Origin of the sequence: Luteibacter sp. 22Crub2.1 (assembly GCF_900167995.1) — a bacterium.
Lineage (GTDB): Bacteria > Pseudomonadota > Gammaproteobacteria > Xanthomonadales > Rhodanobacteraceae > Luteibacter > Luteibacter mycovicinus.
In genome coordinates this window covers 77,755-92,040 of the sequence record NZ_FUYT01000014.1, presented here as the reverse complement: position 1 = coordinate 92,040, position 14,286 = coordinate 77,755, and the positions used below count along the sequence as shown (strand labels likewise).

Genomic DNA, 14,286 nt, shown 5'->3' with positions numbered 1-14,286 from the left:
AGGAGGCGTCATGCAAATCCAGATCAGCGGCCAGCACGTCCATATCACCCCCGCTCTGCGCGAGCGCGTGGAACAGCAAATCGGCCGCTTCGAACGCCTTTTCGACAATATCAAAGCCCTCGACGTGGTCCTTTCCGTCGACAAGAACGAGCACAAGGCCGGAGGCACCCTGCACTGTGCCGGCACCCGGCTCCATGGCGAAGGCGTGGCCCGCCTGGAAGACGACAACAAGGGCGACACGCTTTATTCCGCCATCGACGCCATGATCGGCAAACTCGCCGACCAGCTTCGCAAGCACAAAGAGAAGCTGAAGGATCACCATAACGCCGAAGGCCGCGACGCGCGCGTTGCCAGCACCGACTGACGCGAGCGCCCGGCGGCCGCTCGCGCGCGCCGCCGGGCCTCCTCCCGCGTGTTGATGGCACAATAGCCCCAGCCGGCGCCCTCACGCCGGCTTCGCCATCTAAAGGGATCACACGCGTGGATCGGCTCACCGCCAGACAACTCTTCGACGGCGTCTACGAACGTATGGCGCTTCGCTGGGCCGCCGGCATGCGCGGCGAGGCCCGCGTGCTCGAGCCCAATGCCAAGCAGAGCCGCCGTCCTTCGCTGGTCGGCTACCTCAACGTGATCTACCCGAACAAGGTGCAGATCATCGGCACGGAGGAGCTCAACTACCTCGACGGCCTCGAATCGCGCCAGCGCTGGGAGGTCATCCACAAGATCGCCGCCTACCAGCCGGCCGCGCTGATCGTCACGAAAGACCAGTCGATCCCCTCCGACCTGCGTGAAGTCGCGGAAGAAACCGACACGCCACTGTGGCAGAGCACCAAGCGCGGCCACGAGCTGCTCACGTATCTGCAATATCACTTGGCGCGGACGCTCGCACCCCGGGTCACGCTTCATGGCGTCTTCCTCGAGGTGTTCTCCATCGGCGTGCTGATCACCGGCGACCCGGGCTCCGGCAAAAGCGAGCTGGCGCTGGAACTCATCAGTCGCGGCCACCGCCTGGTCGCCGACGACGCGACCGAATTCACCCTCATCGCGCCAGACGTCATCGACGGCGCCTGCCCCGAGCTGCTGCAGGACCTCCTCGAGGTGCGCGGCCTGGGTGTGCTCAACATCCGCGAGATGTTCGGCCACACGGCGGTCAAGCCATCGAAATACCTGCGTCTGGTCGTGCACCTCAAGCCGTTGACCTCCGGTGAAGACATCGACGCGATGACCCGCCTTACCGGCGACGTCAGCCGGCGTAACGTGCTGGACGTGGACGTGCCCAAGATCACCATTCCCGTCGCTCCCGGCCGTAACCTCGCGGTGCTGGTGGAGGCGGCCGTGCGCAATCACGTGCTCAAGAGCAAGGGCATCGATCCCGCACAAACCTTCATCGACCGGCAGGCGCACCAGATGCGCCGCCTGCCGCCGTGGTGACCGACGTGACCGAGCAAACCATGAGCCCCATCGTCGAACCTGGCGCCATCCATCTGGTCGTCCTTACCGGTATGTCCGGCGGCGGCAAGACGGTCGCCCTGCGTGCGCTGGAAGACCTCGAGTTTTACTGCGTCGACAACATGCCCGCCGAGCTGATTCCCCAGCTCGTCGCCGCCGTCAGCCAGGGCGAGCACGGACCGCGCCGTCGCATCGCCGTGGGCGTCGACGTGCGCAACCGGCGCATCGACCTCTCGCGCATGCCTCACGTGCTTTCCGAGCTTTCCACGGCGGGCGTCCACGTCCATCTGATCTTCCTGGACAGCCGCGACGACGTCCTGATCAAGCGCTACTCCGAGACCCGCCGCCGTCACCCGCTGGCGGCGGAAAAACTCTCGCTGGCCGATTCCATCGCCGAAGAGCGCCGCTTGCTGCGGCCCCTGGTCTCGATCGCGGAAAAAGTCATCGACTCCAGCGACCTCAACGTCCATCAGCTGCGCCGGCTGTTCGCCACGGGATACGCCGCCGCCTCGGACGGCACGACACTGCTCTTCGAGTCGTTCGCCTACCGCCGTGGTTTGCCCTCCGACGCCGATTTCGTCTTCGACGCCCGCTGCCTGCCCAACCCCCACTGGGACCCCCGCCTGCGCCCGTTCTCGGGCCGGGACCTCCCCGTACGCGAGTTCCTCGACGCGAACCCGCTCGTGGGCGAGTACTATGCGGACGTTGCCCGCTGGCTCGACACCTGGTTGCCGCGCTTCGAGGGCGAGGATCGTAGCTATGTCACGGTCTCGATCGGCTGCACGGGCGGGCGTCACCGCTCGGTCTATCTGGTCGAGAAGCTGGCCCAGCATTTCCGCTCGGAACGCGGCAACGTACTTACCTTTCATCGCGAGCTAGAGTGAGCCATGACCCAGCCCATGCCAGTACGAGAAACCGGGCGATGAGCGTCGGCGTCCTCCTCATGACCCACGAAGCCGTCGGCAAGGCGCTGATTTCGGCGGCCCGCCACGTCATGCCCAAGCTGCCACTCGAAGTCGATGCCGTCGAGGTTCCACCCAGTTCGGATCCGGACGTCATGCGGACGCTGACCGCGAAGCATGCGCGCGACCTCGACCACGGTGACGGCGTGCTGGTGCTCGCCGACCTTTACGGCGCCACCCCGTGCAATATCGGCCTCTCGCTGGCCGAGCTGGGCGTCCACCTGCGTTGCGTATCCGGCCTCAACCTGCCGATGCTGCTTCGTGTCCTCAACTATTCGGAAAAATCGCTGACCGAACTGGCCGACATCGCGGCCGCTGGCGGTCGCGGAGGGATCTTCATCGACCATGCTTGAACGGGACATCGTGGTATCCAACCGGCTGGGCCTTCACGCTCGTGCTTCAGCCAAGCTCGTACAGCTGGTGGCGGGGTTCAAGTCGACGGTATGGCTGATCAGCAAGGGGCGTGAAGTCAACGCGCAGAGCATCATGGGCGTCATGATGCTGGCCGCGGGCATGGGCACCTCGCTCGTCGTGCGCGCCGAGGGTGAAGATGAAGAAGCCGCGCTCAACGCCGTGGTCGATCTGTTCGATCGCAAATTCGACGAGGGTGCCTGAACGATGATGCCGCCGCACAGGACGAGCCCCCCATGAGATACGTGCTGACCGGCACGCAAGCCGCCCGGGGCATGGCCCTCGGTCGCGCGCGTCTGGTCCAGCCGAGCATCTACGCCGTCGACACGCGGATGCTCGAGGACAACGAAATCGCTCCCGAGATCGAGCGCCTGCACAAGGCGATCGATACCGCCCGCACGGAGTTGCGTGAGCTGCGTGGCAAGCTGCACGGCGCGCTGGCCCGCGAAGTCGGCGATTTCATCGACGCGCACAGTCTGCTGCTCGATGACGAGGAACTACTGCGCGGCCTGGACGAACTCGTCGCCGTCGGTCACTACACCGCGAGTGCCGCGCTCAAGATGCAGCGCGATCGTCTCGCGGCGGTGTTCGACGCCATGAACGACCCCTACCTGAAGAGCCGCGGCGAGGACATCGACCAGGTGATCGGCCGGGTCATGTCCGCCCTGCTCCAACAGTCCAGCCGCGAAGAACGCAAACTGGCCGCCCGCGTGGGCGAGATCGTCGTCAGCGATACCGTCGCTCCGGCGGATATGGCCAGCATGGCGGGACAGGGCATGCTCGGCGTCATCGCCAGCGCCGGCAGCATCTACTCGCACAGCGCGATTCTCGCGCGCAGCTTCAACCTGCCCATGCTGGTGGGCACGAAGGACGCGCTGGCGACGATCAACGACGACGACCTCGTACTGATCGACGCCGAACACGGCGAAGTCATCGTTCATCCCACCGCCCAGGACCTCGCCCGTTACCGCCAGTGGCAGCGCCAGGCCGCCGCGGAGGGCCGTCGCCTCGCCGCGCTGGCCACAGCGCCGACGCTGACCCGCGACGGTGCCCACGTCCGCCTGTATGCCAACGCGGAGCTTGCCGGCGATATCACCCTCGCCCGCTCGCGCGGCGCCGACGGCGTCGGCCTGTACCGTTCGGAATTTCTGTTCCTGCGCCAGCGCGGCCTGCCTTCGGAAGAAGAGCAGTTCGTCGCCTATCGCGACGTCGTCCTCGGCATGGGTGGCCTCCCGGTCACCATCCGCACGCTCGACCTCGGTGCGGACAAGGCCGACTCCGCCGGACTCGCGATCCGCGGCGAAGACAACCCGGCACTCGGCGTACGCGGCGTCCGTCTGTCGCTGCGCTATCCCGACATCTTCAGCGTGCAGCTGCGCGCCATCCTGCGTGCCGCCTGTTACGGCCCCGTGCGCATCCTGGTACCGATGATCACCCACCTCGGTGAGATGACCGAGGTGCGACGGCTGATCAAGAAAGCACGCGAAGACCTCGCCCGCGCCGGTCAGGAATTGCCTGAGCGCCTCGACATCGGCGCCATGATCGAAGTACCCGCCGCCGCTATCGGCGTCACATCGATCCTCGAGAAGGCCGACTTCCTCGCGATCGGCACCAACGATCTGGCCCAGTACGTGCTGGCCGCCGATCGCAACAACGACGCGCTCGACGGCATCTACGATCCGCTCCAGCCAGCGTTCCTGCGCCTCATCGCGCATGTCATCGCCAGCGCCCGCCGCGCGAAAAAACCGGTAAGCCTGTGCGGCGAGATCGCGGGAGACACGCAGTTCACCGCGTTGTTGCTGGCGATGGGGCTGGAGGAGTTCAGCATGCACCCGGGACAGTTGCTGCAGGTTCGCGACCGGCTGACGCAGCTGGACTGCCGTGCGCTCCGGCGTGCGGCGCCGCGCCTGTTCCGTGCGCACACCCGCGACGATGTCGAAGCGCGGCTGCAGGAAGTCGAAGCGCTGCAGGACGGCTGCGCCGAAAGCTAGGATTACCGCTGTACTGTAGGAGCGAGCCTGCTCGCGACCCAATGCACCTCAGTCTGGTCGATCGCAGGGCTCGGCTGCGCCATCGCTTTCGTCCTTGCGCGCTGACGCAAGGGAGTCGCCGGCTGCCATGCCTGTCGCTACGTCCTCCTACGGCCTTCGCCTTCGTGCGGAAGCGCTCCAGGCACGGCAGCCGACGACTCCCCTCGAACGTGGCATTGACTTGAAGGGCGAGCACGAAGGGATCCTTGGCAGACACGATTGAAGACCCGCCCGGCGTCCGGCCACGGACGGGCCGATGAGGTTCATCGTGCGAGCGAGGGTGCACCCGTTGCGTTTTTGCGTGCGACAACTCGGGGCGGAGTGAATCGCCAGCAGGGCTGGCTCCTACATACGCCGCTTGCCTCAACGGTAGGAGGGGCGTCGCCGGCTGCCGTTTCTGGAGCGCTTCCGCACGAAGGCGAAGGCCGTAGGAGGACGTAGCGACAGAAATGGCAGCCGGCGACGCCCCTGCCGCAAGGCGAGGCTTCGAGGCAAATGCGAGGGCAAAGCCGAGCCCGCTTCCACCAAAACAAAAAAAGGCCGCGATCCCTCGCGGCCTTTCCGTGAAACGATGCGAACGGCTTATGCCGCGCGCACCTTCTTCATCGCTTCCGCATTGCGCACCACGTTCGCACGCAACTCTTCGCTGTCGAAGTCATCGACCGAGATGAACTCGGCGACACCGTCACGGACACGCTGCAGCAGATCGCGCTCGGCGGCGTTGATGGCGCCCAGCTTCTCGGCTTCGGCAAGCTGCTCGTTGTAGGTGTGAGCCTTCAGCTGACCACCCTTGAGCGCCTTGACGAACTTGCGCTCCACCGGCTCGGCGGCGATGACGTCCGGCAGCAGCGCGTTCATGCGACCGACGGTGTTGTTTTGCGTTGGCGTCAGGTAGCTCCACGTGGTCAGACGATCGCGGGCTTCGCTGGGCGCCGTGATCAGCGCGGCGACGCGACGGCCGAGGCGATCCGACGGCGGCACTTCGCGACGACCGAACGGGAACACCAGCGCACGCAGGAGCCAGGCTACCGGGCGGACCGGGAAGTTGCGGATCACGCCGTCCAGCGCCATCTGCATGTTCCAGACGCACTGGTGGAACGCCCAGGCCAGCAGCGGACGATCCGCTTCCGGACGGCCCGTGTCTTCGTAGCGCTTGAGCATCGCGCTGGCGATGTAGAGATACGAAAGCACGTCACCCAGACGGGCCGACAGCTTTTCCTTGAACTTCAGCTTGCCACCCAGTACGCCCATGGCGACGTCCGCGCAGAGTGCCAGCGCGGCGGAGTAACGGTTGAGCTTGCGGTAGTAACGACGTGTATAGGCATCGCCCGCGGTGTCGCCGATCTTCGCCGCGGTGATGCCCAGCACGAAGCTGCGGACCGCGTTGGAGAAGCCGAAACCGATGTGACCGAACAGCGCCTTGTCGAAGGTCTTCAGACGCTCGCGATAGTCCGCGATGCCGAGGGCCTGCATTTCCTTCAGGACATAAGGATGGCAGCGGATGGCACCCTGACCGAAGATCATCAGACTGCGCGTCATGATGTTCGCGCCCTCCACCGTGATGGCGATGGGCACCGACTGCCAGCCGCGACCCATATAGTTCTTCGGACCGAGGATGACGCCCTTGCCGCCGTGCACGTCCATCGCGTCGGATGCGATCTGGCGGCACCATTCCGTGGCGTGATATTTCGCGATCGCCGACGGTACGGCTGGCTTCTCACCGCGGTCGACCGCGGCGGCCGTGGCACGCGACAGCGCCTGCATGGCATAGGTCAGGCCGCCGATACGGGCGAGTGCTTCCTCCACACCTTCGAAACGGCCGATGGCGAGGCCGAACTGCTTGCGCATACGGGCATAGGAGCCCGTCGCCGAGACCGCCATGCGCGACGCGCCCGTGGCGTTGGACGGCAGCGAGATGGCGCGACCCACCGACAGGCACTCGACCAGCATGCGCCAGCCCTGGCCGGCCATGTGCGGACCGCCGATGAGGACGGACAGCGGCACGAACATGTCCTTGCCGTGCACCGGACCGTTCTGGAACGGCGTGTTGAGCGGGAAATGGCGACGGCCGATTTCCAGCCCCGGGGTTTCGCGCGGCAGCAGCGCCAGCGTGATGCCGAGGTCTTCCTTCTCACCCAGCAGCTTGTCCGGGTCGTACATGCGGAAGGCCAGACCGACGATGGTCGCGACCGGCGCCAGCGTGATGTAACGCTTGTCGAAGGTGAGACGGATGCCGACGGTTTCTTCGCCGTTCCACATGCCCTTGGTGACGATGCCGAAATCCGGGATCGACGTGGCGTCCGAACCTGCGTACGGGCCGGTCAGCGCGAAGCACGGGATTTCACGGCCGTCGGCCAGACGCGGCAGGTAATGGTTTTTCTGCTCGTCGCTGCCGTAGTGCATCAGCAGCTCGCCCGGTCCGAGCGAATTGGGCACGGCCACGGTGGAGGCGACGGTCTGCGACATGCTGGACAGCTTCTGCAGCACGGCCGAGTGAGCCAGCGCGGAGAAGCCGAGGCCGCCGTAGCTCTTGGGAATGATCATGCCGAAGAACTTGTTCTTCTTGATGAACTCCCAGACGTTCGGCGGCAGGTCGGCCAGTTCGTGAGTGATCTGCCAGTCGTCGATCATGCTGCAGAGTTCTTCGACGGGGCCGTCGAGGAAGGCCTGCTCTTCGGTCGAGAGTTCCGGCTTCGGCTGGCGGAGCAATTCCGACCATTCCGGCTTGCCGGAGAACAGCTGGCCCTCGAAACCGACGGTGCCGGCTTCGAGCGCGGTCTGTTCGGTATCGGACAGCTTCGGCGTCACCTTGGCGAACATCGACAGCAGCGGTGCGCTGATCTTCTTGCGGCGGAAATCCACCATCAGCAGCGGTGCGGCGATGAGCGCCAGCAGGATGAGCAGCACGACGGTGGTCACCGGCGCGCCGGCAAGCAAGCCGACGACGACGATGGTGACACCCGTGGCGATGGCCCACGTCTTCAGGGACGTGCGGTGGTAAGCGCAGGCACCGGAGGCGATGAGCGCCGCCAGCACAACCAGGATCGCAGACATCGGAATCACCTCGTTACAGTCGAACAGTGGAAACAGCGGATAGACAATGCGTGAAACGGTGGATCAAAGCTCGAGCATGAAGCGCGCGATCTCGCGGGTAAACGCGTCGTTCGCGTCGCCGGCGACCATATGGGTAGCATCATGCAGTGCCACGTGGCGCGCATGCGGCACGAGGCGAAGGAATTCTTCCACGGTGTGGCTGGAGACGACGTCACTGCGCGTACCGGAAAGCAGCAGCACGGGGACATCGACGTTGGCGGCGGCCTCGAAAAGCCGCGGCTGGTAGCGCTCGCTTTCGGCCACCACGCCGTCGAGCAGAGCCGGATCCCAGTGCCAGCGCAGGCGTCCGTCGCTACCCGGCCGCAGCAGCGGTTTCAGCTGCGACTCCGTCTTGCGCTCGCGGCGCTGCGGCAGGTACGCCTCGATGGCCGAGGCCGCCTCGTCGTAATTCGCGAAACCGTCAGGGTGCGCACGCATGAAGCCGAGGATACGTTCGACCCCGGCGGTTTCCCAACGCGGCGTGATGTCGACGAGGACCAGCGCCGAAAACGGCGACGCCCCGCCGGACTCGCCCGCCGCGATCAGGCCGAGCAAGCCGCCCATCGAGGCACCGACCAGGACGGGAGGCCGGCCGTCCGGCGATGTCGCCACGCCGGCCACCGCAAGCAGGTCGTTGACGAACTGCTCCATGTGGTATTCGCCTCGCGGGACACGCTCGCTCTCACCGTGACCCCGGGCGTCGAAGGTGGTCGCATCGAAGCCCTGCGCCGCCAGCGTACGTGCCGCGCCAGTCCAGGCGTGCCGGGTCTGCCCGAAGCCGTGAGCGAACAGCAGCCCCGGCGAGCGTTCACCCGGCCAGCGCTCGGTCGCGAGCACGATCCCGTCGATCGAGACGAGACTCGCCTTGGCGGAACTGACGTGGACGGGATCGGCAACCATACGGCGGAGTATGTAGCGGGTCGACGGGTGCGTCAATACGCCCGCGTACGGTCATGCAATAACAGCCAAGTCAAGGTCTTATGCAGCATGCACCGAAGGGCACGGATTGCAAACGGCGACGGCTCCGCTACCATGCGCCGATGAACGACGGTGCCAAGAACGAACGAGTCCGCCTCTCCGCCGAAGACTGGGAAGACGGCGCCCTGGCCCTTATCGCCGAGCAAGGCGTCGGCGCCCTCGCCGTCGAGGCGCTCGCGCGCCGGCTCGGCGTGACCAAGGGCAGCTTCTACTGGCACTTCCGCACGCGCGAAGCCCTGCTTCAGGCCGCGCTCGAGCGCTGGGAGGAGTACGGCGAACGCGAGGTGCTGGCCGAGATCGAGCGCATCCCCGACCCGCTGAAGCGCTTTCCGGAGCTCTTCCGCCGGGTGGCCCACGAGATGCAGCCGCATCGCGTCTACGCGGCCCTGCTCAAAGCGCTGGATCATCCGCAGGTGGTGCCGGTGATGTCGCGCGTGTCGCAGCGGCGTATGGAGTTCCTCACGCGGCTGTATCAGGAAGCGGGCCTGGATCCCGTGGTGGCGCTGCACCGTGCACGGCTGACGTATGCCGCTTATGTCGGGTTCCTGCAGCTCAACTTCACGCTGGGTCTGCCGCGCCTGAGTCATGAGGAGTTCGATGCGTATGTCGAGCACATGATTGCGACGTTGACGCCGGCGCATGTGAACGACTGAGGCGAGAGGGTCGCGCGCGAGGCGCGCTCCTACAGGGGTGCGGCGGGATATGTTGCGCCGTGCCTTGCCAATACCACGAAGCGCAAACTACTGTCTTCAGGGACTTTTACCTGGAGACCACAACGGATGCGTTCGAACGGCAGTTCTCTTGAAGCATTGAACCGATGGGTGGACGACGTCGCACGGCTGACCGACCCCGCTTCCGTTCGCTGGTGTGACGGCTCGGATGCCGAATACGCCGACCTCATCCAGACGATGCTTGCCAGCGGCGATCTCGTGCCGTTGAACGAGGCGACCAACCCGCGCAGCTATCTGCATCGCTCGCATCCGTCCGACGTCGCGCGCGTCGAACACCTGACCTTCGTCTGCACGCCGAAGCAGGACGATGCCGGTCCGAACAATCACTGGATGGCGCCTGCGGACGCGCACGCGAAGATCGACGCCCTGTTCGCCGGCGCCATGCGCGGGCGCGTCATGTATGTAATTCCCTATTGCATGGGACCGATCGACTCGCCGCTGTCCCGCTGCGGCGTGGAGATCACCGACAGCCCGTACGTCGTCGCCAACATGCGGATCATGACGCGCATGGGCGCCCCTGCCCTGGCGCGGATCGAGCGCGAAGGTCGCTTCGTCAAAGGGTTGCATTCGACGGGCGACCTGGACCCGGAGCGCCGCTTCATCATGCATTTTCCCGAGGAGCTGTCGATCAAGTCGATCGGCTCCGGTTACGGCGGCAATGCGCTGCTCGGCAAGAAATGCCACGCCCTGCGCATCGCCAGCTATCAGGCACGTCAGGAAGGCTGGCTCGCCGAGCACATGCTTATCGTCGGCATCGAGAACCCGCAGGGTGAGAAGCACTACATCGCCGCGGCGTTCCCATCCGCCTGCGGCAAGACCAACCTGGCCATGCTGATTCCGGCCGAGGGTTACCGGAAGGCGGGCTGGAAGGTCTGGACCGTCGGCGACGATATCTGCTGGATGACGCCGGGTGCCGATGGGCGCCTCTGGGCGATCAATCCCGAGGCGGGGTATTTCGGTGTCGCACCGGGCACGAGCGCGGGCACGAATCCGACCGCGCTGGAGACGCTGGGACACGATGCGATCTTCACCAATGTCGCGCTGACCGCCGACAACCGACCGTGGTGGGAAGGCCTCGGCGACGGCGAGCCGGTGACCGACTGGCAAGGGCGCGCGTTCGATCATGCCAATGGCCCTGCCGCGCATCCCAACTCGCGCTTCACCGTCAGCGCCAGGCAGTGCCCGAGCTGGGCGCCGGAGTCGGAGGACGCGGCAGGCGTACCCATCTCGGCCATCGTCTTCGGCGGACGTCGCCCCTCGCTGGTACCGCTGGTCTTCGAAGCGAAAGACTGGGCGCACGGCGTGCTGATCGGTGCGGCGATGGGCTCCGAAACCACGGCGGCGGCGACCGGTGCGGTCGGCGTGCTCCGTCGGGACTCGATGGCGATGAAGCCGTTCTGCGGCTACAACTTCGCCGATTACTTCGCGCACTGGCTTTCGTTCGACAAACCAGGCGCGAAACTCCCGCGGATCTTCCACGTCAACTGGTTCCGTAAGGATGGCGAAGGGCGTTTCATGTGGCCCGGTTATGGGGAGAACCTGCGGGTACTGGACTGGATGATTCAGCGGGTCGCCGGCAAGGCCGAGGGTGTCGAGACGCCGATCGGGGTGGTTCCCGCGAAGGCCGAACTCAATACCCACGGACTCACCGTGGCGCCCGCGACGCTCGACGCGCTGCTCCACGTCGATCTGGAGGGCTGGTCGGAAGAACTCAGGGCGATCGACCTTTATCTCGATGGGTTCGGCGAGCGGATGCCGGCGCGGCTGAAGGCTGAGCGGGTACGCGTCAGCGAGGCTTTGCAGAAAGCCATGGAGACCCGGGAAACCGATGCGGCCTAGCGTTAGCGCCCTGTAGGAGCGCGCCTCGCGCGCGAAATCCGCCCCCCTGACGCGGCCTGCCTTCGGCATGCCCTTCGCGCGCAGGGCGCGCTCCAACGGTGGCGGCGTGGCCGCCCCCTGTTAAACCGTTTTCCCCTTGCCCGCATCCAAGCTGGCAAGATGAATGCCCTATGCCTCGCCGCCACGTCCTTCATGCAGCCTGAGCTGCCCGTCGCATCGACCGATGACGACGTCGTGCGCGCGGCGATCGGTGGCGACCGCAAGGCTTTCGAGACGCTTTACCGTCGGCACGCCGACCGGGTCTACGGCGCGGTACTGCGCCTGGCCGCCTTCGATCACGCCCGTGCGGAAGACCTGACCCAGGAGGCCTTCGTCCGCGCCTGGCAGAAGCTGGAAAGCTTCCGCTTCGAAAGCGCCTTCGGCACGTGGGTCTACCGTCTGGCCGTGAACGTCGCACTCATGTCCATACGCGCCCGCAACGCCGACCCCGTCACCATCATGGACGACGAACATCTGCCGGACATCACGTCCACCGACAATCCCGTCCGCGCCATCGAGCGCGACGAGCTGGAAAAGGCCATCGCGGCATTGCCACCGCGGGCCCGTGCGGTCCTCGTCCTGCACGACGTGGAAGGCTGGAAACACGAAGAGATCTCCATCGAGCTGGGCATGGCGGTGGGGTCTTCAAAAGCACAGTTACACCGTGCGCGCGGGCTCCTCCGCCGTGCACTGGGAGAGACGCCATGAACGAACTCGACTATCTGCGCCAGATGCGCTCGCTCAACCGCCCGGTCACGCCGCATCGCGACCTGTGGGCCGATATCGACGCCCGCCTCGGCGAAGCGCCTGCGATCGCTCAGCCGCGCCGGCGTCGCGCACAGCCCTGGCTAATGGCCGCCGCCATCGCCGGTGTCGCGGTCCTGAGCGGCGGCGTCGGCCTTCATCTGGCCAGGCCCACCGGCAGCGATGGCATGGCCAGCACGACGCAGGCATGGAAGCCGGCCGATCCGCGCCTGTCCGGCGCGGCGGTCGAACTCGACGCAGCCCACATGGAGCTCACTCAGGCCATGAAGGACTCCCCCGACTCTCCCGCGCTGCAGCGCCTGCTGCTACGTACCGAACGCCAGCGCGATCGTCTGCGCAATTTTGAAAAGCAAGCCGGCTAACGCGAACAGCCAGGACAAACCGCTATGAAAACGCTCTACCTCACTCCCCTGCTGCTGGCGCTCTCGATCGGTCAGGCATTCGCCTCGACACCGATCAACCTGTCGAAAGACATCCGTCCGACCGCGAAGGTAAGCATCGACAACGTCAAGGGCGAAGTCACGGTGACCGCCTGGGACAAGAACCAGGTGCAGGTCTCCGGCACGCTCGGCGACGGCGCCCGTCCGCTCGAGATCGAAGGCAACGACCAGAACGTCGACATCCATGTCGATGGCGACGAGAAGAAAGGCAACTGGTTCAGCTGGGGCAACGACACCCGCATGCAGCCCACGGTACTCAACGTGCGCGTGCCGCGCGGCGTCTCCATCGATATCAATGTCGTGAGCGCCCCCGTCAGTGTCGACGGCCTCGACGGCGGCAAGATCGACATCAACTCCGTGAGCGGTCGCATTCGCGCCAACCTGCGATCGCCGAACGTCAGCATGCAGACGGTGAGCGGCACGATCGACCTCGCCGGCCGTTCGGACAAGGCCGAACTGCAGACCGTCTCCGGCGACATCACGGCACCTCAGGTCACGGAGCGCGTCGAGGCCCAGACGGTCTCCGGCCGCATGACGATCGGTGGTGGTCCATGGAAGGAAGCGAGCTTCAGCACGGTCTCCGGGGACACCCAGGTCACCGGTGGCCCGGCACGCGACGGCAAGATCAACGTCGACTCGATGAGTGGCGATGTCCAGCTGCAGCTGCCGACCGACACCTCGGCAAAGCTCGAGGCCTCAACCTTCAGCGGCGAGATCCGCAGCGACTTCGGCAGCCCGTCCAAGGGTGACGATGGTCCGGGTAAGGAACTGAAGACCACCCTGGGCGGTGGCAACGGTTTCATTCACGTCGAGTCGTTCAGCGGCGACGTGCGGTTGAGGGGCCAGGGGCGCTGAGGCGCTTCGATGGGCTGAGGACGGAGTTGGTTTACGGCTCGGCTGTCGCCTTCGCATTGGGCTTGCCGCGGCGTGTGATGTCGCGTTGAAGAGCCGGCGGGTGCCACCCTCGCGTCCACGCCTGCGGCGACCCCTCAGGGAAGGGCCGCTCCGCGGCCGTATTTCAATGGCCTTCGGCCGGGTCGGGCTCCGACTGGGGGTTTTCGAGTCGGCTGTCCCTGCCTCCCCGAAAACGGCCGGTCATCCCTGACCGGCCCCCTGCGGGCCTCTTCCAGTCGGAGCCCTCGCCTGCGGCTACCGGACGCGAGGGTGGCACCCGCCGGCTCTTTGGGGGACTGAGGCAGCGTGGGGTCGAGCGGCGGCTCGCTTTGTTGGCTGGGACCGCTCGCTTGCCTGGGGTGCATGGCCTCGTTCGCCTTAGTGGGGCTGAGGGTTCGCGAACGGGGTTCGCTCCTACCCAGCGAGGACGACGCGGCGACCGCAATGGGGGGATACATGGCGGCCTGTAGGAGCGCGCCCTGCGCGCGAAAAGCCAACGAAGCGGTGAAGCCGTACCCCGCTCGACCGCCACCCACCTCAGTGCACGGAAGAGACGGCGGGGGTGACCCTCGAGGCCGGTAGCCGCAGGCGAGGGCTTCGACTGGACAAGGCCGCGCAGGCGGGGCCGGTCAGGGATGACCGGCCGTTTTCGGGG

13 protein-coding genes are annotated in these 14,286 nt (G+C 66.0%); 11 read left to right on the top strand and 2 right to left on the bottom strand.

The window, feature by feature from the left end:
- Positions 1-10: 10 nt before the first annotated feature.
- From raiA to ptsP, 6 genes are all read left to right on the top strand, one after another.
- The gene (gene raiA / locus B5X73_RS15365; protein WP_036115658.1) at positions 11-364 is read left to right on the top strand and encodes a ribosome hibernation-promoting factor, HPF/YfiA family; all 354 of its coding nucleotides are present in this window, start codon (positions 11-13) and stop codon (positions 362-364) included.
- A gap of 116 nt (positions 365-480) precedes the next feature.
- Positions 481-1,431 (top strand): HPr(Ser) kinase/phosphatase, encoded by a 951-nt coding sequence (gene hprK, locus B5X73_RS15360; RefSeq protein WP_036115660.1) that lies wholly within the window; start codon positions 481-483, stop codon positions 1,429-1,431.
- Between the two features lie 20 nt (positions 1,432-1,451).
- Positions 1,452-2,333 carry an RNase adapter RapZ gene (gene rapZ, locus B5X73_RS15355; protein ID WP_176167863.1) on the top strand — a complete coding sequence of 294 codons (882 nt, stop codon included), beginning with the start codon at positions 1,452-1,454 and terminating at the stop codon, positions 2,331-2,333.
- Positions 2,334-2,371: 38 nt separating this feature from the next.
- On the top strand, positions 2,372-2,764 hold the full coding sequence (locus tag B5X73_RS15350; RefSeq protein WP_043692529.1) for a PTS sugar transporter subunit IIA: 393 nt from the start codon (positions 2,372-2,374) through the stop codon (positions 2,762-2,764).
- Positions 2,757-3,026 carry an HPr family phosphocarrier protein gene (locus B5X73_RS15345; RefSeq protein ID WP_079522447.1) on the top strand — a complete coding sequence of 90 codons (270 nt, stop codon included), beginning with the start codon at positions 2,757-2,759 and terminating at the stop codon, positions 3,024-3,026. The genes B5X73_RS15350 and B5X73_RS15345 overlap by 8 nt, the downstream gene beginning before the upstream one ends.
- 32 nt (positions 3,027-3,058) lie before the next feature.
- Positions 3,059-4,813, top strand: a complete 1,755-nt coding sequence (ptsP, locus tag B5X73_RS15340) for a phosphoenolpyruvate--protein phosphotransferase (protein ID WP_079522446.1) — start codon at positions 3,059-3,061, stop codon at positions 4,811-4,813.
- Between the two features lie 621 nt (positions 4,814-5,434).
- Here ptsP and B5X73_RS15335 read toward each other — a convergent pair.
- The gene (locus B5X73_RS15335) at positions 5,435-7,906 is read right to left on the bottom strand and encodes an acyl-CoA dehydrogenase (protein WP_079522445.1); all 2,472 of its coding nucleotides are present in this window, start codon (positions 7,904-7,906) and stop codon (positions 5,435-5,437) included.
- Between the two features lie 63 nt (positions 7,907-7,969).
- A complete protein-coding gene (locus B5X73_RS15330) occupies positions 7,970-8,845 on the bottom strand; it encodes an alpha/beta hydrolase (RefSeq protein ID WP_079522444.1) in 876 nt (291 codons plus the stop codon).
- A gap of 140 nt (positions 8,846-8,985) precedes the next feature.
- On the opposite strand from B5X73_RS15330, the gene B5X73_RS15325 reads away from it, so the two are divergent.
- From B5X73_RS15325 to B5X73_RS15305, 5 genes are all read left to right on the top strand, one after another.
- Positions 8,986-9,576 (top strand): TetR/AcrR family transcriptional regulator, encoded by a 591-nt coding sequence (locus B5X73_RS15325; RefSeq protein ID WP_036115672.1) that lies wholly within the window; start codon positions 8,986-8,988, stop codon positions 9,574-9,576.
- Between the two features lie 126 nt (positions 9,577-9,702).
- Positions 9,703-11,493, top strand: a complete 1,791-nt coding sequence (locus B5X73_RS15320) for a phosphoenolpyruvate carboxykinase (GTP) (RefSeq protein ID WP_079522443.1) — start codon at positions 9,703-9,705, stop codon at positions 11,491-11,493.
- A gap of 192 nt (positions 11,494-11,685) precedes the next feature.
- Positions 11,686-12,240, top strand: a complete 555-nt coding sequence (locus B5X73_RS15315) for an RNA polymerase sigma factor (RefSeq protein WP_036115678.1) — start codon at positions 11,686-11,688, stop codon at positions 12,238-12,240.
- Entirely contained in the window at positions 12,237-12,659 is a 423-nt protein-coding gene (locus B5X73_RS15310; RefSeq protein ID WP_079522442.1) for a hypothetical protein, read from the top strand. The genes B5X73_RS15315 and B5X73_RS15310 overlap by 4 nt, the downstream gene beginning before the upstream one ends.
- Positions 12,660-12,683: 24 nt before the next feature.
- Positions 12,684-13,592, top strand: coding sequence for a DUF4097 family beta strand repeat-containing protein (locus tag B5X73_RS15305; protein WP_036115684.1), 909 nt, complete (start codon positions 12,684-12,686; stop codon positions 13,590-13,592).
- Positions 13,593-14,286: the final 694 nt, after the last annotated feature.

Bases quoted from the DNA above. Each gene is read 5' to 3' on its own strand.
- B5X73_RS15345 (WP_079522447.1), top strand. From the start codon at position 2,757: ATGCTTGAACGGGACATCGTGGTATCCAACCGGCTGGGCCTTCACGCT.
- B5X73_RS15315 (WP_036115678.1), top strand. From the start codon at position 11,686: ATGCAGCCTGAGCTGCCCGTCGCATCGACCGATGACGACGTCGTGCGC.
- B5X73_RS15310 (WP_079522442.1), top strand. From the start codon at position 12,237: ATGAACGAACTCGACTATCTGCGCCAGATGCGCTCGCTCAACCGCCCG.
- B5X73_RS15330 (WP_079522444.1), bottom strand. From the start codon at position 8,845: ATGGTTGCCGATCCCGTCCACGTCAGTTCCGCCAAGGCGAGTCTCGTC.
- B5X73_RS15335 (WP_079522445.1), bottom strand. From the start codon at position 7,906: ATGTCTGCGATCCTGGTTGTGCTGGCGGCGCTCATCGCCTCCGGTGCC.
- raiA (WP_036115658.1), top strand. From the start codon at position 11: ATGCAAATCCAGATCAGCGGCCAGCACGTCCATATCACCCCCGCTCTG.
- B5X73_RS15325 (WP_036115672.1), top strand. From the start codon at position 8,986: ATGAACGACGGTGCCAAGAACGAACGAGTCCGCCTCTCCGCCGAAGAC.
- B5X73_RS15350 (WP_043692529.1), top strand. From the start codon at position 2,372: ATGAGCGTCGGCGTCCTCCTCATGACCCACGAAGCCGTCGGCAAGGCG.
- rapZ (WP_176167863.1), top strand. From the start codon at position 1,452: ATGAGCCCCATCGTCGAACCTGGCGCCATCCATCTGGTCGTCCTTACC.
- B5X73_RS15320 (WP_079522443.1), top strand. From the start codon at position 9,703: ATGCGTTCGAACGGCAGTTCTCTTGAAGCATTGAACCGATGGGTGGAC.
- B5X73_RS15305 (WP_036115684.1), top strand. From the start codon at position 12,684: ATGAAAACGCTCTACCTCACTCCCCTGCTGCTGGCGCTCTCGATCGGT.
- ptsP (WP_079522446.1), top strand. From the start codon at position 3,059: ATGAGATACGTGCTGACCGGCACGCAAGCCGCCCGGGGCATGGCCCTC.